The following is a 25,993-nucleotide window of genomic DNA, read 5'->3' as shown; positions in this document are numbered from 1 at the left end:
TTTTATCCTCGTGTTTTCCCTCCGGCAACATTGGTTGTAACACCTGTAATATAGCTAGACCGGTCAGATAAATAATAGCATACTAGATCCGCGACTTCACTGAGCTTTCCACTTCTTCCCAAGGGGATCGTCGTTGTTTTGTCGTAATTTTTACGAAGATCCTCCACCGTGATTCCACGCGTGTAGGCCAACGCCGTTTCATAGGCTTCTGTTCTTAACCCTGTTTCTTCCATGATTCCAGGGGCGATCCCTACTACTCTGATACCCTGTTTGCCTAGCTCTTTTGACCACGAACGTGTGAAGCTGTTTACCGCGGCCTTCGTAGCTGCGTAGGGGCTTTGTCCTTCTGACCCTTCAAGACCGCATTCTGAGGACATGTTGATGATCACCCCTGCTTGATTTTTCACCATTGTTCGTGCGACTGCTTGTGTCATTAGAAACAACCCTTTTTGGTTGATCACCAACATTTTGTCAAACACGGCATCTGACAGCTCAAACGGGCCATGAGGATCTTCCTCATCCACTAACAAGCGAGGAACATTGATTCCGGCGTTGTTCACCAATCCATCAATTTGACCGAGCGCCTCCTCGACTTTCGCGACATTTTCTTCTACTTGTTTTCGATCTGAAATATCTGTCTGGAAGTAATGAAGATTCTCATGCGCGACTTTCCCAGGCTGAAGATCAAAATTCGCAACAACGACCCCCTGACCCAGCAATTCATCAATAATACTGGCACCAATTCCTGAAGAACCGCCTGTAACGATCACTTTTTTTCCTGCAACGTCTAACCAATCTGACATTCTGTGTTCCCTCCTCTTAATTACACGCCAAGTATAAAGCGCTTTCTGCAAATGATTAATACGCTCTTTTTTTATTCGTCTGAAAAAAAGGTGTACTAATTTGTGAAAAGTGAACAAAAAAAGCATGAGTAGACATTCTACTCACGCTTTTTCAATACACGATTGATTTCTGTTTGTAATAGCTGCGGCGACCGTTCGATGGCGTCGATCGTATCCCCTGCAATGTGGGAGGTGACGAGGACATTGTCTAATCTCAGCAGCGGATCATCCGCTGCCGCCGGCTCTTCCCATAAAACATCAAGACCTGCCCCAGCAATTTGTTTCGTTGCCAAACACGCGATCAAGTCCGATCGATTGATAATATCTGGTCGAGCCGTATTGATCAGATAGGCACTTGGTTTCATCAGTTTTAGCAACGATTGATCAATTAAATTCTGCGTTTCTGGTACGACCCTCAAATGCAGCGATACCACATCTGATTCACTGAATATTTCCTCTAAAGGCTTCCATTTGATACAAAAGCCTTCCTTGTCCAATGCAGCTTGATCCAGCAGTGCATCATAAACACTGACATCCATCCCTAAAGCAACTAAACGCTTCGCAACGATTTTCCCGATATGCCCTAAGCCGACCAATCCGACTTTTAAATTCGAAAAAGAGGTTTTATACGCATCGTTGGAAAAATTTTGCGGCCATTCGCCCTTCTTAACCTGAATCGCAGAAGCAGCAATGTTTCTTACCGTTGCGTACATCAAGCCAATCGTGAAATCAGCCACAGGCTCGGCATTACGGATCACATTGATTACTGAAAGTCCCTCTACTTCCTTTACGGCCTCTAAATCAATGTGCTCCAATCCGCCCCGACACGTGCCGATCATCGTTAACTTTGTCGTATGGGCCAGTAATTTCTGTGAAACAGGTGCCAAATGTACCAACAAGCAGTCTGCCTCCGATACCGCTGCCAGTACCTCTGGAGACCATTCAAAACCATTCGGCCCTTCCTGTTCCAACTGTTTGATCACCTCGCGAAATGCGGAACGAGATTTTCCTGCCTGCCACTCAAACGTCTGGATAGTTATGGGTTGGGGAAGCGACAAGCCTTTCGCTGCTTCGGCTAATGAATCTGCGGAGACAAAAGGGTCTCCGATCACAACGATATTAGTCATTTTGTTCGCCTTCTTCCAACAATACCCCTGCTTTCGGTTTCACGTGAAACTTTTTAGCCAAGTCTAAAAGCTGTTGGTCTGAGATACGTTGTTTGATTTCTTGTCTGGTCGAGGAGATTTCTAAATAGATCTTTGCGGCCTTTTCTGCCGTTTCGACCAAGCCAAACGCATCGTCCATCGTTTGTCCTGCACCCATGATCCCATGATGCGGCCAAACGACGATTCTAGCGTGCTGCATTTTTTCTGCTGAAGCGGTGCCTAATTGGCGGGTTCCCGCCACCATCCATGGTACCACGGAGACACCATCTGGAAAGACGACTAAACATTCGGTGATCATCTGCCATAACGTTTTCGTAAATTTCAGTTCATCCAAATCATGAATGAAGGTCATCGCCGATATCGCTGTGGCATGGGTATGCAAGATCACCCGATGCGCAGGATCTTGCGCGAGGCGAACGGCGTGGCATTGGAGATGCGATGCCAATTCACTTGTTGGCAAATCACCACCCTCCAATCCCCACAGCAGCTCATACTTATCCCCTTTCGCATTTATGCGAATGATCGCTAAACTATCGGCAGGATTCTTATAGATATTTTTAAAATACTTGCCTGATCCTGAAACGAGAAACAACTCTCCGGCCAAACTTTTGACAGTAAAATCTAACGCTACTGTTTTTTTAATTTGGTCAGTATTGAGATAATAGCGAACTTCCTCCTGTGGCAATCGGTAGCTGATATTCCCGCCGTTCCGCTCTGCCCATCCGTAAACCCATAACTGGCTAGTGGCTTCGCACATTTCGCGGATAAAGGGCGCTTGGCTGATCTCATGAAGTTTCATTTTCTCATCCTCCGTTATTTAAATGATTAAAGGAGGATCGTAATTAGCCGGGCGACGATCAGAAAAGCCAATCCTAACCCACCATGAATCCAATATGTTTTGCTCTTAACAACATCTCCATTCGTGCCAATAACCAGTTTTTTAGCACCATCAAAAAAGAGTTTGATAAAAAAGGCCAATCCGATCAATACAAGCAACTCGCTAATCATTGAAATCCTCCTTTCCATTCACTATTTATTTTTGCCCATAATACGCATTCGCACCATGCTTACGCAAATAATGTTTGTCTAATACACGTTGCGGCAGTTCCTCCGCAAACGAATTTAATTGACGCGTCAACAGGTTCATTTTGCAGACTTCTTCCAATACCACCGCGTTCATCACGGCACTATAGGCGTCCTTGCCCCAAGTAAATGGCCCATGCCCGTGAAGCAAGACTCCTGGAACTTCTAGCGGCTTGATCTCACGCTGTTTGAAGGTCTCGATAATGACACAGCCCGTTTCATGCTCATAGCCTTCATCGATTTCATATTGACTTAAAAACCGCGCGCAGGGGACAGAGCCATAAAAGGTATCCGCATGGGTCGTTCCCATTGCGGGTACATCCAGACCAGATTGCGCCCAAGCCGCCGCCCAAGTCGAGTGCGTGTGTACGATCCCTCCAATTTCTGGGAACTCTTTATATAAAACTGCGTGAGTCGGCGTGTCAGAAGAGGGATTCAATTCTCCTTCGATCACATTATTATCAAGATCGACCACGACCATATCTGAAGCCTTCATTCCTTCATAACTGACTCCGCTAGGTTTGATCACAAAATACTTTGTCTCGGGATCATAAGCGCTGACATTGCCCCAAGTATATTTAATTAAGCCATGCTTCGGTAAAGCTAGATTGGCTTGAAACACTTCTTCTTTTAATTGTTCTAACATGGATTCGGTCCCCTTTTACTCTGGATTGACTGCAACAACGATTTTGTTATAAGCAAGCTCACGTTTAAACATTTTAGGCAATACCTGCGGCAAATCCGCCATCGTGATCTCATGACTGACCATCTCTTTGAATTTGATCCGATGTTTCGACATTTCTTCTAATGTCGCTTCCCATGCACGCCCTGGATAAGGCGCTGTATAAGAATTCCACGAACCAGTGATCGTCAATTCCGCGCGCATGATCCGCTCGGCTTCCTGTTCGGATAACGGCAAATCTTGATGGGAGATTCCCACTAATACGACGGTTCCATGCTTGCGGGTAATCAACAATGCCTGCTTTTGCGTAAATTTACTGCCGGCCGTCTCGATCACTACGTGCACACCTAACCCTGTTTCTGCTTTGATTGCTTCTTCCAAATCTTGCTCTTTGCTATTGATGATCACATCTGCCCCCAGCTGTTTTGCCAAAGCCAATTTTTCATCAAAAATATCAACAGCGATCACCTTTTTCGCGCCAAATATTTTCGCGATTTGAATCGCAAATTGTCCGATCGGGCCGCAGCCAAGAACCGCAACGGTATCCCCGACCTTCATATTTGCGCGCTGCATCGCGTGCCAACTGATCGTCGCCGGCTCTACCCCTGCTGCGGACAACAGGTCCAACTCCTCCGGCATGATGACACAATGGGCTTCCGGGACTTTCACGTATTCTGCAAAGGCACCATTACTGCCAGTACCGATTATGTTATAATTATCACTGAGACCATAGTATCCTTCTTTTGTATATTCAGAATTAGGATCTGGGATCAGTGGTGCAACAGCGATCTTGTCTCCGACGTGAACTTTAGTGACGCGTGATCCTACCCGATCTACCGTGCCGCTGAATTCATGTCCTAAAATGAGCGGGTACATTCTTGCACCATCTTCTAAGTTTGCGCGGGGTACATCTGAGCCGCAGATTCCCGCGTAAGCGACTTTGACTAACACTTCTTCCTCACCGATTTCTGGCACCTCTACCTCTTGCACTTCCAACACACCAGGCTTTACTAAAACGCTGGCTTTCATCTTTTCTGTCATACTCTCTCACCCTTTTCTATTAAGCGACCTTTGTTTTGGCCTCTGGAACCTCACCGTTATTTTTCGCCGCAGCCCGTTCAACATACCCGTAAAAGGCTTCTTTGTTTTTGCGGAACAAGAAGTAAACGACAAAATAAGCGACGATCGTCAAGCCAATCAACAATGGATTCTGACTTAAAAAGGCTAAGAAAATCAGGCCAAAAATCGGTTTTCCCAAAATATTGAAGCTTGTAACCATCAAGGCCCCTGCTGGCAACGTAACGCCAACGGTCTGCGCAATTTCTGTAAACATCGGTGCTGTGTAAGAACACATGTATAAGCCTAAGCTGAACCAAATCACACCATTGATCAGTGTTTTGGCAATATTTCCGTTAGATAAACATACCAATGCCTGCACCATATACGGAATCGCCAACAAGTCAACGACTGGTAAGGTTTGGTTACCTGGCAGGATCATTGCGATAAAGACCATGATCGGGATCAACAGGATTCCAGAGATCAATGTCGCAGGCTCCCCATACCCTGTTGCATCATTGACGCCAAGGTACCATTCGCGTCCTTCGTTATTGCCGCGAACATTTTTACTAGCCGCTTGCGAGATCGGGTTGAACGCTTGAGAGAAAATACCTGCTACTTTCGGGAAGATCGCCATTACCGCACTCGTTGCGATCGCGACTTCTGTGATTTGACCCCATGCAGACAATTCTGCCAAATTACTGATATTTCCCAAGATTCCTAAAAACAGTCCCAAGAACAATCCCAATGAGATTGGTTCACCTAAAAATCCTAATTTCTTTTGTAGTCCTTGAGGATTCAAACGAACTTTGTGCAGACCAATCATATTCCAAATCGGGTCCATCAACAGCGCGAAGATCCCCGGCTCAATGTTGTGCATCGCGATGATCGTACAATTCGGATAATGATAATAGCTGGACCATCTTCTAGCCAACATTTCTGATAACAATAAGCTGTACATATTCAGCAAGCACATTAAAACAACTGCTAAGATCATATTTTTTGTTGCTAGATAGACCATCGAACCCCAAACCATATAAGAATAATTGTTCCACAGATCTGAAGGCTGGAAGACGTTGGTCCATTTGACTAGGAACAGCACCGTCTGCAAAACTAATGCGATCACTAGATAGATCATGCCCGCTTCTGTCGAGTAGGCCACTAGTGCCGTTGCTTGCCAACCCACGTCGAAAGCAGGAAGATTGATTCCCGTTTGATCCACCATCTGTTGAACGACTTTAGAGATAATGGGGGTGTATGAGTTCAAAATCAATGTAAAACCCATCAATCCTACACCTGCATACAATCCAGATAAAAATGCTTTTTGAGTCTTTACCTTCAATACTTTGGCAACCGCAAAAATCATCACAGGAACAAAAACAGCCGATCCAAACGTATCAAAAACGCTCTTTAACGTATCTAACATCTCATTACTCCTTTTTCATATTTATGTTTTTATTTTTCATACTGAAAAATAATTTTGATTTTCAAGCCGTATACCATTCCGCTAGCACATTTTGACAAGGCTAATTCCTATTTAGGAACTCATTTTTTCAAAATCACGGAAAAATGACTTTGATTGTCATTGCGCATACCATTTTACTAACTTGCTAAAGCAAGAAGTAAAACTGGCAAACTGGCATCCTTTTTCATATTTATGTTTTTATTTTATCCATTGCTTTTTGTTCGCAAGAAACCAAAATAACCTTTTCGACTGATTATTTGTCTAATGTTAGTAACACACCGTCTACTTCTTCTAAAAATTCTTCTTCGCCGAAGCCTGTTAAAAAGCCGATCGCATTGACTACTGGAATTCCATAGTCGCCATCCGGCAAAGGGCTAGTATACGTAATAAAATCAAACTTTCCTGTTTTTGCTAAAGACAGCGCCTCGTTCGGATTCGCTTCTGTCGTATCGACGATATAGCCCTTTTCTTCTAGTGTTTCTCTTAATTTTTCTGCCACCATTGACGATGTCACTGTTCCTGATCCGCAAACAGATAATACATTGTATCTTTTCATTGTTGTTCCTCCTTAGTTTTTTTAGACGTTTTCTAACGCCATTTTTGAAACGATAGTATACATTTCTTCGACAGATGATGCTTGCTCTAACCGCTTCAATGTCTCGACGTCTTGAAAGAGCCCCATCAATTTACTCAACATCTTAACTTGACCATCTGGGTCTTCTACCGCCATCAAGATCACCAATGATACTTGGACCTTGTCTTCTGGATTGATCATTGAACGGACTTCGATCGGTGAGGCCAAAGTCGCGATCGCTAACGCTGACTGATACACATGCTCGCGGTCCGTATGTGGAATCGCAATGCCATAATCCCCCATTTGCAGCCCTGTTGGAAATCCTTTTTCCCTTTCCAAGACGGCTGAGGTGTAGCTGGGTTTGACATACCCCTGCTCCTCCATTTTTTTTCCCAAAAATGCAATCATCTCTTCATAATCCTGCGGCTTCATTTTGCTAAAAAGCAACTCTCGTTTGATCACTCGATCCCTCCTACTCTGTTTTTTTGCTTCTTGCTTAAAGAAAAGATACCACGGAAACGCTTTCTTTAAAATTTCTTTTGAACTCATTTTTTACTGAACCTGTTCCTGAATATTTGTATGACTTGCTGAAAACATTGATTTCACAAGCCTTTGTTCTTCCTTGATTGTCCTTCTATATCCTAAGTGCACAAAAAATCCCGCTCATAGACGAGTGGGAAAGTGACGCTCATTTTTTATATTCTCGAATGATTGCTAGGAGAGCTTGTTTGTCTGTCGCCTGGTCTAAACGTTGGATTACCTTAGGATCACTGGCAATTTTCAGTAATTGCATCATAGGCTGGATATGCATCTTCTTATCAATTGCAGAAATAACGACTACGTAACGGTACACCTGCCCTTGGCTAGTAAATCCCTGAGATACCTTCGCCAAACACATTCCCAATTCTCGAGCGCCGTTTTCAGGAACCGTATGAGGAATCACTATTTGATTTCCCAACACGATGTTCGGTGTGACTTCTGGAAACTGTTCTTCAAGATGCGTTAAGTAACGGGGCTCAACGATCCCGCGATCAATCAAATTTTGCGTTGCCTTCTGTAAAATCGTCGGCCAATGACACGTGTTCGGTAAAAAGATAATGCTCTCTTCCGTAATCAAATCGCTTAAATTCAGCTTTGCTTCGTTAGTCAAAATGTCCTGATCTTGAATTTGAAAAATCGAATTGTACGAGATCATCAATTCTTTGCGAATTTTCCCTTCCGTTTCTTGATTCATCGCGATATGTTTTTTGACGATCGATAAAATGTGATCGGGCTGCAGCTTGTAACTATCGATTTTATAGATCAATCGAATGACCTCGTTGACGATCAATGTCTTATTCATTGCTGATAGATCATTGCCTACAACGATCACTGGCAGTGCCGTTGCCAATGGGTTCGTCGAAAAAATCAATTGGACATCGAGGTGGGCTTCTTTTTCATAAAATTCACGGATTGAAAAGGAACTGACAAAGTGGATCATAGGGAACCAGTTATCCAGTGTCCGCTCTAATAGCTTTGAGCTGATAATGCCGTTGGGACATACGACCGCGGCTTTGACGATCGTATGCTCTAGGTTGATGGGCTTTTCTTTTTGCATATAAGCACCAATGAACATCGTGATCAGATAGATTTCCTCATTGGGTATCCGCTCTTCAAAAAAATCTTCTAAAGGGGCGATCGAGGACTTTACGATAAAAAACAAAGGGTCCAACTGATTTTTAACAATGTCTGTAAGGGTGTAATCCGACGTGAGCCCGTAGCGAATGCGGTAATATGCCGGTGTCAAATGCAACGCTAGGTTCTCAATCAGTTGCGCCTTGTCATTTAGCTGAATGATCGTATTTTTTTCAAGCCGATCAATGAACTGCTCGATGTGTGTCCGCAAGTCGTCTTTGTTAAGAGAAAAAATACTGCTGAGGTCCGTGATTTTTAAAGAAAGAATATACAAACATAAGTAAAGATGCTCCGTATACGATTTCGGAAGCGAACCTTGTACTGTCAATACCTTGACGATGGCCGCATACTCATTGGTATCCATGATCTCTTTAGCCAACAACCCAAAACGCTGCTCGATAATGTGCTGATTTTCAACGCGCCGTTCTAATAAAACTAAGAAATAAGGCGCTGTTTGGATTCGATTGTCTGTGTATTGAACTTGCAGTTCTTCTTCAACGAAACGCAACATTTTTCTCTTTTCGTTGATCTCCGCTGCTTGGATATGCAAATAGGTATCAAAAATAAGACGGTTGTAGATAGATTCCATCACCTGATCCGTCACAACAAGGATCAGCCCACGGATAGCCTCTTCATCCCCTCGAAAGTAATACCCGCCTTTTCTGGAATAATCAATGAACACATGGTGTCGTTTCAACTGCTTCTTAAGCTTCTTGATATCTGAAACGATCGTGTTTTTACTTACCTCCAGACTTTCTGAGAAGTGATACAAAGAAAGGTAATCGGCAGAAAAAATCAACAATAAAATAACCAGCATCCGGTGATGTTCATCCAAGAAGCTGTGTTCATCTGCCTGTAATTGGCTTTCGCTGTTCATAATTCCAGAGAAAGCATCGATCACTTTCGTGTCAATCACAAAACTCCCATTCCGAGAGCGAATGATTTTACGATAGTTATTTTCCTGCAAATAGTCATTTATTTTTTTTAAGGCATAATCTAATTGGTTGCGGGTAAGATCGTATTTCTCCATGATTTCCTTTGAAGAAATGTTCACTCTAGAGGCGACTGATTGCAGAATTTGAACGCTTCGATTATCAAGATCCATCTATTTTCCTCCTCCATCAATGTATCCTCTAGTCTAGCCTGAACAGAAAAAATAGTAAACGGTTTCTTTTTGTCTCGCTTTTAAAATAACGATATCTGAAGCAAAAAAAAGCTGCACCCACTCACGTGATGCAGCTTGATAATGCGTATTAAAATTCTCCCGGATTGGACTCGATCATCACTTTGATCTCGTTGCCCTCCATGACCTTGTCAAAGGCTTCGCGCCATTCGGTCAGTGGGAATTTCTTCGTGATCATCTCGTCGATGTTGATGGCGCCTTTGGCAAGCAGATGAATCGCGATCGGCCAATCGTACGGATTTTGCGAACGGCTGCCGATGTATTCGATCTCTCGCTGAATGATCGATTCGGTGTCCAGCTCCACCATTTTATTGGCGAACAAGCCCACTTGGATGAATTGTCCTTGCTTGCGAATCAACGGCAAGCTGGCATTGACTGCCGGCACCGCTCCAGAAGCGTCATAAACTTTGTCGACACCATAGCCATCCGTTAGGTCCATGACGATAGTAGCCAGGTCTTCTTTCATCGTATCCACGATCACATCCGCGCCCAATTTTTTCGCCAATTCTAAGCGGTGGGCATCTTTGGTGATCCCCGTCATGATGACGAATGCGCCAATCTCTTTGGCGATTTGCAATAGGAACAGGCCGATGGGTCCAGGCCCCATAATAATGATCGTGTCCTTCAATTCTAGCTGGCTCTTTTGGTACATCGCATGTACACAGCACGCCAACGGTTCACTCATCGCCGCACCTTCGTAGCTCAAATGATCCGGTAAAACATGGATGCTTTCTTCCCGAGCTAAAACATAATTCGCCATCGAGCCGTTTTGCTGGGTACCGATGCCTTTGCGGTGAGGACAAAGATTGTATTGTTTTTCTTTACAATAGTCGCATTCGTTGCAGACATAAAACGTCGTTTCGCTAGTGACACGATCGCCCACTTTGACCTTGGTCACCTGCTCGCCGACTGCAACAACTTCTCCAGAAAATTCATGCCCTAATACAACGGGCGTGGTGGGATTTTTGTATTCCCCTTTAAATGTATGGATATCCGACCCGCAGATCCCTGTGTACGCGACTTTAATGAGTACCTTGTCCGCTGTGGCTTCAGGTACTGGCAAGTCAATAAATGCCATTTGGTCATAACCGGGTGCTTGTTTTGAGACACCCTTCATCATTTTCGTCATTTCTATCTGCCTCCTACATTACTTGTGCAACAAATTCGGAAAGTTTTAAGAAGATCCATTTCAGGAAGTTCCCACCTGTATCCAAGTTGGTGATTTCTGCCGCGCCTTCTGGGAATTTCACGATCCCTTGAGCCATTTCCGTAATGACTGGGGCAAAGTTTGTCGCCATCAATAACGCTGCGGCCATGACTACCGTCAATGAAATCACAGAGTGTAAAATGTTCCCCTTACGACTTGGAACAACCAGTGCTGCGAAAAATGGGATCGTTGCTAAATCCCCAAATGGCAACACGCGGTTTCCTGGTAAAATAACCGCTAAGAACAAAGTGATCGGTACCATCAAAAGACCGGTCGATAGGGCTGCAGGTGAACCTGTCGCTAACGCCGCATCCATCCCTAGATAGATCTCGCGATCGCCATAACGGCTTTGCAATAATTTTTGCGCGCCTTCTTGAATCGGGATCAACCCTTCCATCAAGATTTTTACCATTCGCGGCATTAAGAACATCACACCACCCATGTTCATTCCGATTTGCAGAATGCCGATGAAGTCATAGCCCCCTAACAACCCAAGGAACATCCCGATGATGATCCCCATGATCATTGGTTCCCCAAAAATACCAAAACGTTTTTGGATCGTTTCCGGTTTTACATCTAATTTATTGATTCCTGGGATCTTATCCACGAGCCAACCAACTGGCAACGCTAAGATCGCGTACCCTTGAGCGGAACCAGTAGTGATACTGATCCCTTCTAAGCCATAATATTCTTGAACTTTTGGTGCTGTTTTGTCTGCGATGATTTGGATAATAATCGTAAACAAAATCCCACACAGGATGCCAAAGAAAAAACTTTTTGTTACAATATAACCAGTTGCTGCCACAGAACTAACATGCCAGTAGTTCCAGATGTCAATATTCAGTGTCTTGGTCCGATTTAATGCCAGCATAATTAAATTTACGATCAAAATTACTGGAATCATCACAGCCGCGATTGGTTGCGCCCATGTCCCGGCTGAGACTGCTGGCCAGCCTGCGTCGATGATCGTCAAGTTCAAACCGAACCGCTCTACCATCGCTTGTGCTGCTGGACCAACGTTTGTTGTCAATACTGTGATGACCAAGTTGATCCCGATCATCCCGATACCAACTGTAATTCCTGAAATAATTGCTTTCTTCACTGGAACTCTAAAAATAATTCCGACAATGAAAATGATGATAGGGAGCATGACACTCGGGCCAGCACCTAAAATACTCTGTACCACATCCATTAAGCCATCCATTCACTTATTCCTCCTAATTCGTTTTAAATGTATTTAATTTTTTCACCGAAAAAACACGCCTGATCCTCATCACATCTATCATCCCGTTACTTTTTCAATGAAAACTTAAACCTAGATCGTCGGTCTGTCTCATGTAGACGAATCCACTAGCGCGACTACCCTAGTGGAACTCGCCAAGTAGCTGCTTATTGAATATTTTGTGCGGCTTCAATGATTTGATTTTCTACCTTATCTGCTCCGATACCTGTCAAAAAGGCCATTGCTTTGATCGCTGGAATCTTGTATTCCGTTGGAAGCATCGTCGTTGAGATCAGCATATCCGCTTCGTCCTGTTTTGATGCCGCTTCAGAGATTTTGATTTGCATGATCTCTACAGGCATATTATTTCTAGCGAATAAATCCTCTACTTTTTTCATAACTACCGTTGATGTTGCGATTCCTGCACCGCAAGCGACTAATACGCGAATTTTTTTCATGATTGATTTCTCCTTTTTCATCCTATTGAATTCATTTTTCTTGAGAAAAATGAGTTCTATTTTCAAGCCGTATACCATTCCACTATCTTTCTTTATTCTTATCGCGGACTCTTTTGTTGCATTGTTTTTTCACTATTCGTTCTGGGAAAAGTGGAACTGGCATCCTTTTTCATCCTATTGAATTCATTTTTCTTGAGAAAAATGAGTCCTATTTTCAAGCCGTATACCATTTAAAAACTCATTTTCTGTCTGACGACATTCTTATAAATGATTCTTCTTGATTGTTTGGATCAATTCCTCTTCTGAGGTTGCTAACAATAGTTCTGATAAGACGGTTTCGTTTTGTAAGAGTCCCATCAGTGATTGCAGCATTTCCAGCTGTGCATGGGGTTGATTGAGTCCTAGAACAAAGACGACTTGCGCTTTGATCTGAAAGTTGTTGTCCTCCATGCTGTAAAAAACTACGGGGTCTTGCAGCGTGATCACTGCTACGAATTCTTCCAAGACACACTCGGCGTCTGTGTGAGGGATCGCCGCTCCGAAATTCATCAATTGGATACCTGTCGGGAACGTCTCTTCTCTCTTTTTGATTCGCTCTAAGAAGTCCTCCCGTACCCAGCCAAGATCTAACGCTTTTTGCGCCACCTGATCAAATAATTCTGCTTGGGACGAAAAATTTTCTTGTGCGAAAACCAAAGGTTCTTTTACATAGGAACTTAGTGTCGTTTCTGCCATTAATTTGCCCTCCAATACTCATCGTTGAAACGAATCAACGCCTCCCGAATCTCTTCCTTCGTGGTTGCTTTTTCTAACTGTGCTAATTCCTCTGCACCTGCCAAACTCATCATTTCAAAAATCAAATCCAAATGTTCTTCTTTATCATTGGAACCCAGTAAGATCACTGTATGGATTTTCCGACCATCTTCTGTTAAAACGCCTTTTTTTACTAATCCTAAGCTGATTCCTACACCGATCGCTCCTGCTTCTGTGACCGTATGCGGCAACGCGATCTTATGACGCAGCACCGTATAAGCTGGCAAGATCGGCATTTCTTTTTTCAGCGCCTTGACGTATGCCTTCGTAATGACCTGCTGCTGTTCCAGCGGCCGTGCCAAGGTCTCCAAAACTTCAGACCAGCTAATTGCTTCTTCAAAAATCTGGATCGTTTCTCCCTTTAACAGGTCGATCAGATGCGGCCGTTTCTTTTCTAAAATCTTGGATTCTTTTGGCGCAAACAGACTGAGCAATTCTTCATAAAGGCTCGCTTCGTCTGTTACATTCGCGTGCTTTTTGACGACCGTCAATATTTTTTCTGGTGTGACGATCTCCGTTTGGATGATCGCGGTGGACCGCAAGACCCGCTCTCTTAATTGCCGCTTTTCCTGGTCAGACAAGAAGTTGTTTACGACAAATACTTTCTTTTCTGTTTTTAATGGAACGGCTGAGAAAATGAAGTCCACATCATACTCTGTGCGGTAAAATTCCCGCGCCGACATGGATGTGACGAAATCAATTTCTGGCAATAAATTTTTCAACGTGTTCTCCAGCAGCACGGCGATAGAGATGCCATTCGGACAAACGATGATCGCACGCTTTCGATTTTCCGGATGGACGATCTCCGAGCTTTCCACGATGTGACTGCCAATAAATAACGAAATGAAAAACAATTCTGCGTCTGGGACCGGTTGTCCAAAGTATGTTTCCAAAGGACCGCTAGCTTCTTTGACTAGATAGAACAGCGAGAAAAGATTGGCATCCTTGTTTTCCTGATAAAAACGCGTCTGTAGGTTCAAATGGTACTTGATTCGATAATACGCTGGCCGCATGTGGACGAGGAGTCGTTCCAATAGCTTTTCCTTCTCTTCCAAGCTGACACTAGCGATCCGTTCAAAATTCGCGATGACTTTTTCCAGCGCATCCTTCATCTTGTTGATCTCTTTCACCGACAGAATGTCGCCGCGGGAAAGATTCGTGGTCAGCAGCAGCATCGTGACATATACCCGCTCGTTCTCACTTAGACCATCGACATCCCAGATGACCCGGTCAGCGGCTAGATACTCTTTCGTGTCTGCCAGCTCCCGGTAGTTCACCTTGAAGCTGTAGGAAATCAATTTGCCCTTCTGCGCCCGTCGAATCATTAAAATGATCAATAGCGGCAATGTTTTTAACCGCTCATCTGTAAATTGGACTTCCAGTTCTTCCTCTACTAGTTCTACCCGTTTCCGAAAAATGTCGATTTGCTGGGGGTCGATATTCGCGAACTGGATGATAAAGTTGACACCGTTGTACATCACCGCCAAGTTATTCAACAGGTTTGAAAGGATGTTTCGCTTGTTCCATTCATCGCCTTGGATAAAGTAGCCTTTCTGCCGTGTATACTTCAGAGCCAATTCATTCTTCTGAAGCTCCTGATCCACTTCCTTCAGATCCCGCAAAACGGTGTTGCGGCTGACCTTCAATTCATCAATAAAATGATTCAGTGATAAGTAATCTTCCTTACTCAATAACATCAATTCAATAATAGATGCTCGTTCTTTGCTGGAAAACACGTAACTCTCTGCGGGTTCTCCCAGCTGCTCATCGCCTCCTTTATAGGTTGAAAGAATATCATTTGTGATCAGAAAGTGACCGTTCTTTGTTCGTTTGATCTCACTCAGCTTTTCATCTACTAAAGAATCATTGATTTTCTTTAACGCGTAATTCAATTGCCCTCGCGTCAAATCAAATTTTTCACATAATGCTTTACTAGTGATCTGCGGGTTGTTGACTAACTCAACAAAAATTTGATTGGTTCGTTCTTCTAAATTCATCGTCATCCCTCTTTACATCTTCAATTTAATTGAAAAACGCTTACATTTCCATCATCTTTGTTCCCAAATAGTTCAGTGTTTTTTATGCAACTTGGTACTTACAAAAAATTTTTTTCACAAAAAAAAATGCACAAAAACCAGAAACTCCGAATTGATAGCTCTAACGAATCGTTGCGTTCCTGTTTTTTGCTGCATATTCTGCAACTTGGTGCTCTTGTTCTTTCCCTATTTTAGCAAGAGTCTCATTATTTGTCTGTTCTTTATGTAAGTTAGACTTGGCGGTTTTTTTCTGCTTTCTCCCTTAAATACAAAAAACTAGCAGTGATCTGCGCGCAAAGCGCACGTCTCACTGCTAGTTTTTGACGTTCCTTTTTTAGAATGGGTATTGCCCTTTTCCAGATTTGGTCGTTACCCATTGTGTCCGAGTAAATTCTTCTAGCACCCACTCGCCGTTAAAGCGGCCGATCCCAGAATTCTTCTCGCCGCCAAACGGTGCGTTCGGCTGATCGTCCACGGTCAGGCCATTGATATGGCACATACCGGACTCGATCTCGTTCGCCAACGCCCGTCCTTTGTCTAGGTCCTTCGTAAACAGCGCACTCGACAGCCCGTATTCAGTATCATTGGCTGCCTGGATCGCAGCTTCCGTATCCTTCACCTTTAAGATCGGAAGAACCGGGCCAAAAATCTCTTCATGGAAAATATCTAATGATGGATCATCTGAGACCAATACCACTGGGTCCACCACTTGACCATGGACTGCTCCTTCTACTAAGAACGTCGCGTCTGCGTCTTTTGCTCGTTGAATGATTTCTTGGATCTGATCTGTCTGCTTTTGATTGATGATCGGACCAATGACCGTTCCCTCTTTCGCAGGATCACCTACAGCCAATCCCTTCACGCGTTCGACGACCTTAGCAACAAATTCATCAAAGACAGCTTCAACAACAATGGCACGATTGGCAGCCATACAGATCTGTCCTGAGTGCATAAATTTGCTGACAACAAGTGCTTGTGCCGCTTCTTCGATGTCCGCGTCCTCTAAGACGATAAATGGGGAATTTCCACCAAGTTCTAAAGCAACTTGCTTGATCTTCTCCCCACTCATGGCATGACTGGCAATGTTTTTTCCGACAGCCGTAGAGCCTGTAAAGGAAATGAAGCTTGGGATCGGGTGTCCGACAAAGTAATCGCCGATCTCGCTGCCGCTTCCGACAGTCACATTGACTAAGCCTTCAGGAACACCGGCCGCTTCAAAGATGGCCGCTGGCAAAAGTCCGCCGGTCACTGGACTATCACTCGCGGGTTTGATCACGACGCCATTTCCCGCTGCAAGCGCCGGCGCCAAAGAACGCATCGTCAAATGGAACGGAAAATTCCATGGACTGATGATCCCGATCACCCCAACTGGGCGATGGGTCACGAAGCTTTCTTCCCCGGGGGTATTCGTAGGCAAAAGCTTGCCCTCTAGACGCATCGGAAAGCTGGCCGCTTCTTCTGTGATCCCTTTTGCGAGACTGGCTTCCAGACCGGCTTTGATTTGTGTCGCACCGCCTTCTTTGATCAGCCACTCGACGATCTCCGCCTGCTTTTCTTCCATTAATGCGGCTGCCTTTTCGATGATCGCACTGCGTTCCTGCGGTGTTTGCTTCATCCATTCCTTCTGTGCCTGTTGAGCGGCTTGATAGGCCTCATCGACATCCTCTGTATTCGCACCTTGGATCTTCAGGATCGTTTCTTGCGTATAAGGATTCTTATCCTCATTTACATGCGTTGAATCTTTACCTTGTTTCCATTTTCCGCCAATAAATTGTTTGTCGAATTGTTTTTCCATAGTCTCCACCTCTCCTATTATCCTTCCATCATAGAATACGGTTTCATTAAAAAGCAAAAATCCGGCTCAGCTAAAAAGACAGACCGAATCGATCTGCCCTTCATTGAAGTCACTGAGTATTCATCTATCACCGAGTCAACCGCTCGAAAAGTTTCGCATCAATGAAGAAAAAATCCCAACCTTCCTACTCAGTCTTCCAAGGATCTCTACTCGATGAACGTTCCTGCGCCAATAAGTCGGTCCCTTCTTTTTCAATCGTATTTGGGGAGATCAATTGGATATAATTCTTCCTGCCCTTCTTCTCTAGGCGAAGAAAGCGGAGGTCTATACGTTCATTTACCTGTAGCCCCTCAGGTTTTGACTGTTCCGTAAAGTAGACGGTGATCTCTGAATGTTCGGAGACCACGCCGTCTATCTCTTCTAAAGAAGTGACCAAGAGCCGATCCTTATGAAGCGTCTCGATTTTGCACGGCAAAGAAAGCAAGTATGTCCCCTCGCCGCCACTTTGAAGGCTCTGAGAAACACTCTTGCTTTTTACGAAACATCCGACACCGATCAGTAGTAATAAAAGAAACAGTCGTCTTTTACTCAATGTGCCCTTACCTCTTTTCAACGAACCACATCCTGCCTGTTTTAAAACACACGTAGCGAACTAGTCGACCGCTAGTCTAATCTCATAAGGTTCGATTCCAAAAAGCTGTGTCAAAATCTGATTGACCTGCTCAAATAAAGCTTCCGTCTGTTCGAAGCGCTGCTTGGTTTGGAGGCGCTGCCCCTGCGCCTGATAAAGAATCTGATCCCCAAGGATTTTAGGCTTTACTACCTGCGCATCCTTTTTCAAAACAACCTCTTCTTCACTGATTCCTACAGGAATGATCGACTCGCGCCAGCCATTTTTTTGCGCGATCGCTTGGACTAATGAGGGAACATCTAACTGGTCCACTATTGCGGAACGCTGGTCTTCAAAATGGATCGTGAAGGTCTCCGTGCTTTGCAGCCCGCAGGCATTGCAGCCGCCCTCTATCAAAAAAGCTTTGCTGGAGATCGCTGCTCTAGGCATCCTGTGCCCTCACTTCTTCGTAGATTTTCGCCAATGACGCGGCATCTTCGGTCTCAAATGAAGAGACAACGACATCCGCATGAGCCAAATCCTGCTTTGGAAACGCTGGATTCGCGAATCCCACACAGACCATCCCTGCATTGCGAACTGCACCCGTTCCATTCTTTGTGTCTTCGATCCCTAAACAATGTTCAGGGCGAATCCCGATACGTTCCGCTGCTGCTAAATACACATCGGGTGCTGGCTTCGAATGGGTAACTTCCTCTGTGCTGACGACCTCTGAAAAATACTCCGACAAGCCGATCTCCACTAAGTTCTTTTTGATTTCCGCCAATGAAGAGGACGACGCCACCGCCAATTTCAAGCCGCCCTCATACAAACGCTTCACGAACGCTTGAGCGTGAGGAATCACCTGTACGCCATCTCGCTGGATCATCTCTTGACGCAGCGCGGTCATCTCTTCCACATATTCCGGTACCGACAACGGCAATGAAAATTCTTGTTTCATTTGCTCCCACATATAGTCACTCGTCGTTCCCATGAACTGAAAATGGTAACTCTCCTCCACCTCATGGCCCGCTTCTTTTAAAATCTGTGATTTACTTTGGAAATACGTATATTCAGAATCAACCAATACACCATCCATATCGAAAATAATCGCTTCTAACATTGGTACCCTCCTTGAACCTCTTGTATAAGATACATTCTTGGAATAGTTTACCATAGGAAACGCTTTAATGAAGAATTTGTTTGGAGGATCATTCCCTGTATGCTTTTCCAACACGTCATAAAACAGACAGTCTGCTCTTCCTTTAAACCGTTTTTTCGGTTTCTTTAAACGGATACTTTTTTAAATTTGGTAAACACATCTTCATCATTTTCGGAAGATTTCGCGGCTTGAAGCCATGCATTGTTCTGCCGAGTAGGTAGGAATAAGCAAATTCATCCCAATCACGGCCCCGCTCATTGCACAATTGGATACATACCGCAAAATACCCATTTAATTCTTGTTCAGAAATGTACCCTAACCAGAAACACCATTTAGCCAATGCGGATAAACGAACCACATCCCAGCCGTAAACGGTAAATTCTTCAGGCCGCTCGTATGGACAGCTGGTTAAATCAAGCTGCCCCACGGTTTTCTTGATTGTTTTTTCATAAGCCGAAAAATTTAGTTGAAGCATCTGATCAAAATACCTCGAATGAGTCATACACGCCAAATTATCCAATGCCTCAATAGCAGAATCATGATTCGTTACTGCCCATTGCCGTTTTAAGACTTTGCGATAGCCTGCATAATCGATCCGTGAATCTAAAGAGGCAAACGCATCGCGATTGAGTGCCGAAATAAAGGTCCCATATAAGACCCCTTGCAGCTGCAGCTCACTCATCGCCTCTGCACGTACCTTCGGAGCCTTTCGGTGGTGCAAGCGATCCAGTAGCGGCGCTGCGATTCCTCGATAAAGCATAAAAAGGATCGCTAGCACAAACAGCCCCATCAATAGTTTTTCCATTTGAAATAAATTCATCGCCGTGTCTCTTCCCTTCTATTCTCAATGGTCCTATCTCATAAAAAAATCAGAGTTTCCTAAAAGGCCCCTGATTTCATGATAGCTATTCTTTTCATTACCCGTTCTTCAAAAATCGATTGATGTTCTCGTCCTTCTGGATTTTCTTCAATAGTTCTTGATTGATCCGATACCCTCTGCCCCACATCGTATGGATCGCCTCATTTCCTATATCGACATGCTCAAATTTCGTTCTGATCCTAGAGATCGTATTCGACAACGAGGCCAGATGGGAATTGCTTGGCTCTTCATTCCAGACCTTTTGACAAATCGTCTCTCTCGTCACGACATGATTGCCGGCATTCAGCAGGATAGACAGGATCTTCATCTCTGTTTGTGACAATCGATGCATCGCATCATTCAGCTTCAATGCTTCCTCCGTCGTCAGTTCAAGTGCTTTCGACGGCTGGGCATGCAGCAAGGAAACCTTGCCTGAGAGCTGGACCACCTTGTCATTAGCTGCCTGCTCCCCACTTTCTTCCATGCGTTTTTTCAATTTATACATACATTCGCGAAGCTCATCGCTGGAATCACTCGTTGAAATAATCGCATGGAGCTGCTCGCCCTCTAAATAGGTTTGCTCGAGTTCCGTCAATTTGGTTTCTACCTTGCGGATCACATTTAGCGGATACTCCTTTAGCAGGGGAAGGATCTTCGTGATCTCAGATTCACAAATACTTTCACTCAAAATAACATTGGGAAAGTATTTGAACAAATCCAGTTGCTTCAATTGATGACTGCAATACTCAAAAACTGCGGCTGAACAATAAACCTCATAATTCAATACTTGCAATTTTTGTTGAATCTCTTGCTCGGCTAAAATATTTTTAGTTAGAATCAAAATTCGGTTCATTGTATTCTCCCTTCACGTTTCAAAACTTTTCCCAGCGACTATTCCCGATCGGCCCTACGCATCCTTGTGAGCCATGATCGTCGTTTTTGAAAAGTCGTAGCGCTCCTTGACCTCTTCTGTGTTTGGCAGCTTACGCAACATTAATTGATCCGTGCGACTCTTTAACTCTTCGTAGATTCCTAAAATAGCTTGACGCGATTCCTCCACCTCAAAGGAGATCTCTTTTGCACGATCGTGGATCGTCTGCATTTCAGATTCCGAGTTTTGAATGATCCGCTGTGCGTCCAGTTTGGCTTTTTCTACCATACGATTTGCTTGTTTCCGAGCTGAGATCAGCACTTCACCTATCTCCTGCTGGGAAAGAATGGCATCTTGTTTCAATTGATCATTTTCCTTTTGGATGACCATCAGCTGATGCTGCAATTCAGAGACGACTTCGCCTTCAATCGCGATATTTTGTTGTTCCTGTTCTTGCAGAAGCTGCTCGATCAATTGATTCTTCTCGTTGACGAGCTGATCAAGCTGAAGGACTTGCTCCTCGCTCTTCGTCATTTCTGCCGTGAGCGCTTCTAGTTGTTTTTCCAGACCTGAAATCTTCTCTTGACGCTGACCTGATTCCGCATTCCGTTCCATCAGTAATTCATTGTATTTTTGTTTCGACTCCTGCACTTCCGCCTCCACGCTGCGGAGATGGTCCAATGAAGAACGTAAAGAATCGATTTCCTTTTTCGCTTGCGTCAAGTTCTCTTCCAGCGTGCGCATCTCTTTGTTTTCTTCTAAACGATGGATCTCCCGTTGCAGACGACGAACTTCCGTCTCCAAATCTTGGATCTGGCGGCCGTTTTGGACCTTCTCTTCGCCCATTCGCAAAACAGACTGGCGATAGTTCTCGTTTTCCTTTGTCAGCTGTTGATTTTTTGTCGCCATTTCCTTTTTATAATTCTGGAAAACCTGCTCCTTTTCAAAAATCAGCCGTTTCAATTCTTTGATCTCCCCAGATTGCTTTGTCGTTAATTTCTCAGGCAATGATGTCACGTTTTGCTCATTGTCCTTGACCATGTCCTCTGGTACAGAATTAATTTCATCAATGATGTTCTTATTAAAGAACCATCCACTCTTTTTTTGCAGTGCGCTCATTTTTCTCCTCCTACTCTTCCTCTTTGATCAACGAAAATTCTTCTTCTCCATTCTCACGAGAGAACGTACAACTATAGACTTTTTTCTTGTCTCTATCATTCATCAGATTCATTTGAAAATTGACCTGTGTAATGTTTTCAACGTCCTCTGCCTCTTTCACAAAAGCACGGATGTTCTGTTTGATTTGTTTTCGATTCTCTTCATTTCCAGAATCGCCAGCCAGCGCGATATTCATCGTCTTTGAGGGAACATCTAAAACGATCAGTGTCGTCGATAGTCCAAAATACGAACTCACTTTATCCGACAGGTCGATCTCGATCTCATATTGCTTCTCTCGGCTTTCTTCAGAAAACAGCTCTTCCCAAGCATAATTTTTCAAGCCAATGCCTTTAGACGGGTACGGTTTGATCGGCAATTTTGTGATGATTTGCGTCTGCGCCTTTTTCAGCGTATAGAGTTCATCCCTCAGTAAGCTGTTCCGAGCCTTCATGCTTTGAAGCTCCTGGTCGATTTGAAACAGACTGTAGGTCATCAAAAGCATGCCTACCGATAGAATGAAGATCAGATACAAAAGCGCAGACACGTGTTTTGTTTGCTCCGATTGTTTGACATAGTCCAGCTTCCTCTGAAAAGAGAAAGAGGTGTTCTGTTGAAAAGGGATGCGCTCGAGCTGTACTTTGATAAACATCCGTCTAGCCCAGACAAACAAGCCGATAAGCAGCAATCCCACACTGATCCAGTTAATGATCCACACTTTTTTTCTCCTTTTCTACTCAGTTTCCGCCTTCGTGGCGATCAAGGTCGGAAGGTGAAACTGGACAGTGCCTTCGATCTTCCTTTCTTGTACAAAACCAAATGTTCGACTGTCTTTTGATACATCGACATGATCACCGATCGTAAAATACACCCCTTCCGGAATCTTGGTCAATGATTGGAATTCTTCGGAGACCGCGGGGGACAATTGAAAAGTGTACGTGGTTTCAAAATCCCCATATTCCCCAATATTTATGATCATCCGGTCATTGCGAATGAACATCGTGTCTCCCGGCATCCCGATCACTCGTTTGACGAAATTTCCTTTTTCACTCTCCACAGAAAAAGCAATGACATCATAGCGCAGGATCTTCTCCTTCTTTTTTACCAGCACCATGTCCTTTTCTGTCAAAGCAGGACTCATCGACGTGCCCGAGATCGGATGAAAGCTGTACACCCTGCGTATCAGTTGGACCGAGCCGATACTCACCACCACTAGACAGATGGTCAAGACGGTCAGGATCAGGCTCTTCGCGATCGAACGCTGTGGCGGTCCTTCACTGTTGGGTTGACGGGTTCGAACATTCGACATACGTTACGTTTCTCCTTTTCCATGTTGATACCGTCCTCCTTCTAGAAGGACATTTATTTTGCTTTGATATACGAAATATTGGCAGAGGTTGCCAGCGCATGATCGATCACGCGATACGAGATGATCGTTCCCCCGTAGACATTGCCCTCAGAGATCAGTATTCCTTCTGGACGTACCGCTTCAACGAAGGCCACATGACCATACCGCGGATCTGAGCCCGCCGTTCCGGGACTGAAGGAGATCAACCAGCCGGCTTTCGGCGTCTGACTCACTTCGTAGCCTAATGCCTTTCCTTTAGCTGCCCATTCGCCGCCGTTGCCCATGTAATCATCGACGCTTTTTCCAAGCTGATTCACCCGATTGAAGGCGTACCATGTACATTGCCCCACAGGGTAAGAACCAGAGGCGTTGTAGTCGATGCCGTTGTAATCTGGATAGCGCATCAGATTCCTATACTCTGCTGGAATCTCCTCTTTTCCTTTAATGAAGACTCCCGAGCCTTTTTCAACCTTCACTTGATCGTAGCGGGTCAAATGGTACAGCGCGATGATCGAATTCAATTTCTGCCCATAAGAGGTATCCGTTGCGTACGTACCCGTCAATGCGCTGGTCGTCCGCAAATAATTCTTCGCATTGGAACGCCACGTTTTCTGATAGTACCCGGCATTCCCGGAGATCCCGCTCCGCAGCAACGTCACATAATCACCAAGTGAGGCTGTATAATTCGGGTATTTTCGGAAGGCGGAATCGATCGAATACAGCTCCCCATTGCCGCGGTCCTCTTGCGTAGCCATCGAGACGGACTGCCCTTTGTAGGTTCCTTTGACACCAAATAGATTATGATTCGGCGGCAAGGACAAGGTACTCGTTCCAGAGCCGCTTTCTAATAAGGCTTGGGCGATCATCACAGAGGCAAAGACATCGTAATCCTGCCCCAATTTCTGTGCATCGTCTCCGATCGTTTCGATAAACGCTTTTGCTCTAGCCGTTTCAGTAATCGCCATCGCCGCCGGATACGCCGCCAATACTTCTTGCCCGTAAGCCGTCAATGTGACCTCTGGCAACGCCTGTACAAGAAGCGCCTCTTCTAAGTCCAAAGGCGCCACGACCACTTGTCGCTGCGTGGCTTCTTGCCCTTCTGTCGCTTCTTCTTCTGTCGCCGTTGACGTTGTTTTTGCTTGCCGTTTTGTCGTCGTTTCTTCTGTAGTCGTTTCCAACTTTTCTTCTTTGTCACGCTTCACATCTGCTGCGGCTAAGTAATAATTGTCGCCAATGTAGATTCCCAATATGACAGGCTGTCCCTTCTTCTCTTGATAGATCAGACTGCCGATGGTCAGCTCCTCTGATAATTTTTCAGGCGTTCCTGCCGTATCGATCGCAAAGAGGGACTGATACAGCTCCTGCGCCAACTGCTCTGTATCAAACGTCGCTGCTTGGTCGACCCCCAGTTGCTTGATCCCTTCATAGATCAATGCCCCGTGAGCTTTATGTTCAAGCCTTTGAAGCAACGGCAGTTCAAAGCCCTTCAAGTCTGATTGCGCAACGTCACTTGTTTTTAATTCATTCGGCAAGTTCAAGGTGCTCGTTTCAGAAAAAGCCTCCGGCGCACGCGGCGCAAAGACCGACTGTGGCTGCACACTTGGAGCTGCCGTTTCTGGTGTGCGTTCTGCGACGCCCGTGGCTCCTTGCGCAGGGGCAGCAGGTGCCGGATTCGCAGGCGGCGGTGTCTGCTCCTGACTCTGACTCGTCGAAGGAACCGTGGCTGCCGAGCTGCTTGTTGACTCCTGTATTTGCCCCGTACTAGACATCGTCGTACTCGGAATCGTCGAACTGCTCGACTGCGTAGAGCTCGTTGAAGTGGTGTCTTTGCTGCTTGATCCCGTACTGCTTGCGGACGGTTTTGTCGAGCTGCTGCTAGAGGTGCTCGAACTGGATATACTTGAAGACTCCGTTGTAGAACTCGCCTCCGCAGATTCATCCGTAGTCGTCGATGTCTCTGGAGGTGTCGTTTCAGACGTACTCGTTTCCGTGCTCGCTTCTGGTGCGTCTGGCTCTAAAAGAGGTGCCTCGCTCACATCAGCCTCTCCCTCTTCGATCAGCGGTGCCTGTACACTTTCTTCTACTGAAGGGACGACGCTTTCTTGAGAAGCTTCCGTGACACTCACGTCTATTGTGGACGATTCCTCGGTAAGCTCCCCAGCTTTTAAGGCACCGCTTCTTAGGCTGATAAGGATACTAAGCAGGATCAGCCCGCCGCAAATACCCACAATTACTTTTTTCATACAAAGAGTTCCTTTCTTAAAATCCATCGTTCTCCACCCAACAAAAATGACCCAACCTCAGCGGAGGCCACTCATATAAACGCTTATCAAAAGCGTGCATGACGACTATCCGTCATGTTTTAGTCAAATTTATGTAAGCTAGAGACCCGTTCTTTTACAAACCAGTCTCTAGCTAAAGATATCTATTTATAGGCGTTGCTCTATCCAACTAACTGTTTTTGAATCATTAGATACAGCGCGACAGCCATAGCGATCCAGCCTATTGCCAAGATGAATAAGCCAAAATTCGGCATCAGATAAAACCCTTTTAGTTTCCCGTTTTGATCACAGTAAGACATGTCTCTCATTAAGAAAAAAACAGATAAGATAAACACGACGCCCCCGATTGCTGCAGATATCCAAACATACGTATACATACTTCTTCTCCTCGTACAATAAGATTGTCAGAGAGACTCTGACTGGCTGTTTCTTCATTCAGACCGGCTTGTTTAA

Annotated in this window: 26 protein-coding genes; all 26 read right to left on the bottom strand. The window is 44.8% G+C overall.

What is annotated here, in order from left to right:
- Nucleotides 1-2 precede the first annotated feature (2 nt).
- On the bottom strand, nucleotides 3-803 hold the full coding sequence (locus tag I592_RS00500; protein WP_010782191.1) for an SDR family oxidoreductase: 801 nt from the start codon (nucleotides 801-803) through the stop codon (nucleotides 3-5).
- 137 nt (nucleotides 804-940) lie between these two features.
- A complete protein-coding gene (locus tag I592_RS00495; RefSeq protein WP_010782192.1) occupies nucleotides 941-1,969 on the bottom strand; it encodes an NAD(P)-dependent oxidoreductase in 1,029 nt (342 codons plus the stop codon).
- The gene (gene rhaD, locus I592_RS00490) at nucleotides 1,962-2,807 is read right to left on the bottom strand and encodes a rhamnulose-1-phosphate aldolase (RefSeq protein WP_010782193.1); all 846 of its coding nucleotides are present in this window, start codon (nucleotides 2,805-2,807) and stop codon (nucleotides 1,962-1,964) included. Before rhaD ends, I592_RS00495 begins: the two co-directional genes overlap by 8 nt.
- 26 nt (nucleotides 2,808-2,833) lie before the next feature.
- Nucleotides 2,834-3,016 (bottom strand): hypothetical protein, encoded by a 183-nt coding sequence (locus I592_RS00485; protein ID WP_010782194.1) that lies wholly within the window; start codon nucleotides 3,014-3,016, stop codon nucleotides 2,834-2,836.
- Between the two features lie 25 nt (nucleotides 3,017-3,041).
- The gene (locus I592_RS00480; protein ID WP_010782195.1) at nucleotides 3,042-3,737 is read right to left on the bottom strand and encodes an L-ribulose-5-phosphate 4-epimerase; all 696 of its coding nucleotides are present in this window, start codon (nucleotides 3,735-3,737) and stop codon (nucleotides 3,042-3,044) included.
- A 15-nt stretch (nucleotides 3,738-3,752) separates the two neighbouring features.
- Nucleotides 3,753-4,814, bottom strand: a complete 1,062-nt coding sequence (locus I592_RS00475; protein WP_010782196.1) for a galactitol-1-phosphate 5-dehydrogenase — start codon at nucleotides 4,812-4,814, stop codon at nucleotides 3,753-3,755.
- 19 nt (nucleotides 4,815-4,833) lie between these two features.
- A complete protein-coding gene (locus tag I592_RS00470) occupies nucleotides 4,834-6,255 on the bottom strand; it encodes a PTS galactitol transporter subunit IIC (RefSeq protein WP_010782197.1) in 1,422 nt (473 codons plus the stop codon).
- Nucleotides 6,256-6,547: 292 nt separating this feature from the next.
- The gene (locus I592_RS00465) at nucleotides 6,548-6,850 is read right to left on the bottom strand and encodes a PTS sugar transporter subunit IIB (protein WP_010782198.1); all 303 of its coding nucleotides are present in this window, start codon (nucleotides 6,848-6,850) and stop codon (nucleotides 6,548-6,550) included.
- A gap of 21 nt (nucleotides 6,851-6,871) precedes the next feature.
- Nucleotides 6,872-7,330 carry a PTS sugar transporter subunit IIA gene (locus I592_RS00460; protein WP_010782199.1) on the bottom strand — a complete coding sequence of 153 codons (459 nt, stop codon included), beginning with the start codon at nucleotides 7,328-7,330 and terminating at the stop codon, nucleotides 6,872-6,874.
- A gap of 226 nt (nucleotides 7,331-7,556) precedes the next feature.
- Entirely contained in the window at nucleotides 7,557-9,647 is a 2,091-nt protein-coding gene (locus tag I592_RS00455; protein ID WP_010782200.1) for a BglG family transcription antiterminator, read from the bottom strand.
- A 148-nt stretch (nucleotides 9,648-9,795) separates the two neighbouring features.
- Nucleotides 9,796-10,854, bottom strand: a complete 1,059-nt coding sequence (locus tag I592_RS00450; protein WP_010782201.1) for a zinc-binding dehydrogenase — start codon at nucleotides 10,852-10,854, stop codon at nucleotides 9,796-9,798.
- Nucleotides 10,855-10,867: 13 nt separating this feature from the next.
- Complete coding sequence (locus tag I592_RS00445; protein ID WP_010782202.1) at nucleotides 10,868-12,136, bottom strand: PTS galactitol transporter subunit IIC; 1,269 nt, start codon at nucleotides 12,134-12,136, stop codon at nucleotides 10,868-10,870.
- A 185-nt stretch (nucleotides 12,137-12,321) separates the two neighbouring features.
- A complete protein-coding gene (locus tag I592_RS00440) occupies nucleotides 12,322-12,612 on the bottom strand; it encodes a PTS sugar transporter subunit IIB (protein ID WP_010782203.1) in 291 nt (96 codons plus the stop codon).
- 261 nt (nucleotides 12,613-12,873) lie between these two features.
- Nucleotides 12,874-13,347 carry a PTS sugar transporter subunit IIA gene (locus tag I592_RS00435; protein WP_010782204.1) on the bottom strand — a complete coding sequence of 158 codons (474 nt, stop codon included), beginning with the start codon at nucleotides 13,345-13,347 and terminating at the stop codon, nucleotides 12,874-12,876.
- Nucleotides 13,347-15,422 (bottom strand): BglG family transcription antiterminator, encoded by a 2,076-nt coding sequence (locus I592_RS00430; protein WP_010782205.1) that lies wholly within the window; start codon nucleotides 15,420-15,422, stop codon nucleotides 13,347-13,349. The genes I592_RS00435 and I592_RS00430 overlap by 1 nt, the downstream gene beginning before the upstream one ends.
- 373 nt (nucleotides 15,423-15,795) lie before the next feature.
- Nucleotides 15,796-17,256, bottom strand: a complete 1,461-nt coding sequence (locus I592_RS00425; RefSeq protein ID WP_010782206.1) for an aldehyde dehydrogenase family protein — start codon at nucleotides 17,254-17,256, stop codon at nucleotides 15,796-15,798.
- Nucleotides 17,257-17,440: 184 nt separating this feature from the next.
- Entirely contained in the window at nucleotides 17,441-17,869 is a 429-nt protein-coding gene (locus I592_RS00420; RefSeq protein WP_044925945.1) for a hypothetical protein, read from the bottom strand.
- 39 nt (nucleotides 17,870-17,908) lie between these two features.
- On the bottom strand, nucleotides 17,909-18,316 hold the full coding sequence (locus I592_RS00415) for a DUF4809 family protein (protein WP_010782208.1): 408 nt from the start codon (nucleotides 18,314-18,316) through the stop codon (nucleotides 17,909-17,911).
- Nucleotides 18,309-18,986 carry an HAD family hydrolase gene (locus tag I592_RS00410; RefSeq protein WP_010782209.1) on the bottom strand — a complete coding sequence of 226 codons (678 nt, stop codon included), beginning with the start codon at nucleotides 18,984-18,986 and terminating at the stop codon, nucleotides 18,309-18,311. The genes I592_RS00415 and I592_RS00410 overlap by 8 nt, the downstream gene beginning before the upstream one ends.
- A gap of 142 nt (nucleotides 18,987-19,128) precedes the next feature.
- A complete protein-coding gene (locus I592_RS00405; RefSeq protein ID WP_010782210.1) occupies nucleotides 19,129-19,845 on the bottom strand; it encodes a DUF1266 domain-containing protein in 717 nt (238 codons plus the stop codon).
- A gap of 97 nt (nucleotides 19,846-19,942) precedes the next feature.
- The gene (locus tag I592_RS00400) at nucleotides 19,943-20,737 is read right to left on the bottom strand and encodes a helix-turn-helix domain-containing protein (protein WP_010782211.1); all 795 of its coding nucleotides are present in this window, start codon (nucleotides 20,735-20,737) and stop codon (nucleotides 19,943-19,945) included.
- Between the two features lie 54 nt (nucleotides 20,738-20,791).
- Nucleotides 20,792-21,874, bottom strand: a complete 1,083-nt coding sequence (locus I592_RS00395; protein ID WP_010782212.1) for a hypothetical protein — start codon at nucleotides 21,872-21,874, stop codon at nucleotides 20,792-20,794.
- 10 nt (nucleotides 21,875-21,884) lie between these two features.
- Nucleotides 21,885-22,628, bottom strand: coding sequence for a hypothetical protein (locus tag I592_RS00390; RefSeq protein ID WP_010782213.1), 744 nt, complete (start codon nucleotides 22,626-22,628; stop codon nucleotides 21,885-21,887).
- Nucleotides 22,629-22,643: 15 nt separating this feature from the next.
- The gene (gene lepB, locus I592_RS00385; protein ID WP_010782214.1) at nucleotides 22,644-23,219 is read right to left on the bottom strand and encodes a signal peptidase I; all 576 of its coding nucleotides are present in this window, start codon (nucleotides 23,217-23,219) and stop codon (nucleotides 22,644-22,646) included.
- A 53-nt stretch (nucleotides 23,220-23,272) separates the two neighbouring features.
- A complete protein-coding gene (locus I592_RS00380; protein ID WP_010782215.1) occupies nucleotides 23,273-25,501 on the bottom strand; it encodes a glucosaminidase domain-containing protein in 2,229 nt (742 codons plus the stop codon).
- 200 nt (nucleotides 25,502-25,701) lie between these two features.
- Complete coding sequence (locus I592_RS00375; RefSeq protein ID WP_010782216.1) at nucleotides 25,702-25,917, bottom strand: hypothetical protein; 216 nt, start codon at nucleotides 25,915-25,917, stop codon at nucleotides 25,702-25,704.
- Nucleotides 25,918-25,993: the final 76 nt, after the last annotated feature.

It is taken from the genome of Enterococcus gilvus ATCC BAA-350 (assembly GCF_000407545.1).
GTDB classification, from domain to species: Bacteria; Bacillota; Bacilli; order Lactobacillales; family Enterococcaceae; genus Enterococcus_A; species Enterococcus_A gilvus.
This window is presented reverse-complemented; position numbering and strand designations above follow the sequence as displayed.

What these genes read in the sequence shown, in the direction of transcription:
- I592_RS00500 (WP_010782191.1), bottom strand. Translation starts at nt 803, where the DNA reads ATGTCAGATTGGTTAGACGTTGCAGGAAAAAAAGTGATCGTTACAGGC.
- I592_RS00495 (WP_010782192.1), bottom strand. Translation starts at nt 1,969, where the DNA reads ATGACTAATATCGTTGTGATCGGAGACCCTTTTGTCTCCGCAGATTCA.
- rhaD (WP_010782193.1), bottom strand. Translation starts at nt 2,807, where the DNA reads ATGAAACTTCATGAGATCAGCCAAGCGCCCTTTATCCGCGAAATGTGC.
- I592_RS00485 (WP_010782194.1), bottom strand. Translation starts at nt 3,016, where the DNA reads ATGATTAGCGAGTTGCTTGTATTGATCGGATTGGCCTTTTTTATCAAA.
- I592_RS00480 (WP_010782195.1), bottom strand. Translation starts at nt 3,737, where the DNA reads ATGTTAGAACAATTAAAAGAAGAAGTGTTTCAAGCCAATCTAGCTTTA.
- I592_RS00475 (WP_010782196.1), bottom strand. Translation starts at nt 4,814, where the DNA reads ATGACAGAAAAGATGAAAGCCAGCGTTTTAGTAAAGCCTGGTGTGTTG.
- I592_RS00470 (WP_010782197.1), bottom strand. Translation starts at nt 6,255, where the DNA reads ATGTTAGATACGTTAAAGAGCGTTTTTGATACGTTTGGATCGGCTGTT.
- I592_RS00465 (WP_010782198.1), bottom strand. Translation starts at nt 6,850, where the DNA reads ATGAAAAGATACAATGTATTATCTGTTTGCGGATCAGGAACAGTGACA.
- I592_RS00455 (WP_010782200.1), bottom strand. Translation starts at nt 9,647, where the DNA reads ATGGATCTTGATAATCGAAGCGTTCAAATTCTGCAATCAGTCGCCTCT.
- I592_RS00450 (WP_010782201.1), bottom strand. Translation starts at nt 10,854, where the DNA reads ATGACGAAAATGATGAAGGGTGTCTCAAAACAAGCACCCGGTTATGAC.
- I592_RS00445 (WP_010782202.1), bottom strand. Translation starts at nt 12,136, where the DNA reads ATGGATGGCTTAATGGATGTGGTACAGAGTATTTTAGGTGCTGGCCCG.
- I592_RS00440 (WP_010782203.1), bottom strand. Translation starts at nt 12,612, where the DNA reads ATGAAAAAAATTCGCGTATTAGTCGCTTGCGGTGCAGGAATCGCAACA.
- I592_RS00435 (WP_010782204.1), bottom strand. Translation starts at nt 13,347, where the DNA reads ATGGCAGAAACGACACTAAGTTCCTATGTAAAAGAACCTTTGGTTTTC.
- I592_RS00430 (WP_010782205.1), bottom strand. Translation starts at nt 15,422, where the DNA reads ATGAATTTAGAAGAACGAACCAATCAAATTTTTGTTGAGTTAGTCAAC.
- I592_RS00425 (WP_010782206.1), bottom strand. Translation starts at nt 17,256, where the DNA reads ATGGAAAAACAATTCGACAAACAATTTATTGGCGGAAAATGGAAACAA.
- I592_RS00415 (WP_010782208.1), bottom strand. Translation starts at nt 18,316, where the DNA reads ATGCCTAGAGCAGCGATCTCCAGCAAAGCTTTTTTGATAGAGGGCGGC.
- I592_RS00410 (WP_010782209.1), bottom strand. Translation starts at nt 18,986, where the DNA reads ATGTTAGAAGCGATTATTTTCGATATGGATGGTGTATTGGTTGATTCT.
- I592_RS00405 (WP_010782210.1), bottom strand. Translation starts at nt 19,845, where the DNA reads ATGAATTTATTTCAAATGGAAAAACTATTGATGGGGCTGTTTGTGCTA.
- I592_RS00400 (WP_010782211.1), bottom strand. Translation starts at nt 20,737, where the DNA reads ATGAACCGAATTTTGATTCTAACTAAAAATATTTTAGCCGAGCAAGAG.
- I592_RS00395 (WP_010782212.1), bottom strand. Translation starts at nt 21,874, where the DNA reads ATGAGCGCACTGCAAAAAAAGAGTGGATGGTTCTTTAATAAGAACATC.
- lepB (WP_010782214.1), bottom strand. Translation starts at nt 23,219, where the DNA reads ATGTCGAATGTTCGAACCCGTCAACCCAACAGTGAAGGACCGCCACAG.
- I592_RS00380 (WP_010782215.1), bottom strand. Translation starts at nt 25,501, where the DNA reads ATGAAAAAAGTAATTGTGGGTATTTGCGGCGGGCTGATCCTGCTTAGT.
- I592_RS00375 (WP_010782216.1), bottom strand. Translation starts at nt 25,917, where the DNA reads ATGTATACGTATGTTTGGATATCTGCAGCAATCGGGGGCGTCGTGTTT.